This window comes from Aminobacter sp. P4_D5 (assembly GCF_056401815.1).
On the sequence record NZ_JBFUIP010000898.1, the window covers coordinates 1 to 636 of the forward strand.

At 61.2% G+C, this 636-nt stretch carries 2 protein-coding genes; both read left to right on the forward strand.

What is annotated here, in order from left to right:
• Positions 1–292, forward strand: a 292-nt coding sequence (locus AC1DWF_RS35665; RefSeq protein WP_476843177.1) for a thiamine pyrophosphate-dependent enzyme, incomplete at its 5' end; no start/stop codon positions are given.
• The coding region (locus tag AC1DWF_RS35670; protein ID WP_476843178.1) for an ABC transporter ATP-binding protein at positions 292–636 on the forward strand (345 nt) is incomplete at its 3' end. The genes AC1DWF_RS35665 and AC1DWF_RS35670, both read left to right, overlap by 1 nt.

Sequence of the window (636 nt, forward strand, 5' to 3'; positions counted from 1 at the left end):
CTTCGAGACGGCGGTACGAGAACGCATCCCCATCATGTCCATCCTGCTGAACAACTTCTCCATGGCGATCGAGCTGAAGGTCATGCCGATCAGCACCGAGAAATTCCGCAGCACCGACATCAGCGGCGACTATGCCGCCATGGCCCGTGCTTTCGGCGGCTATGGCGAGCGCGTGGAGAAGGTCGAGGACATCATCCCCGCGATCAAGCGGGGTATCGCCAAGACCAAGGAGGGAATTCCGGTGCTGCTGGAGTTCATCACCTCCAAGGAGACACAGGTGTCGAGGCTCTGATGGCAACGGTCCAGATCAACAAGGTCCGCAAGGCCTTCGGCAGCACCGCCGTCCTGCACGGCGTTTCCGTCGACATCGAGGATGGCGAGTTCGTCGTCCTCGTCGGCCCCTCCGGCTGTGGCAAGTCCACCCTGCTGCGCATGCTCGCAGGACTCGAGAACATCACCGGCGGCGAGATTTCCATCGGCGGGCGCGTGGTCAACACCGTGCCGCCGAAGGACCGCGACATCGCSATGGTGTTCCAGAACTACGCGCTYTAYCCGCACATGASCGTCTTCGACAACATGGCCTTCTCCATGAAGCTGGCCAAGGCATCGAAGGACGTCATGCAGACGGAGGTGATG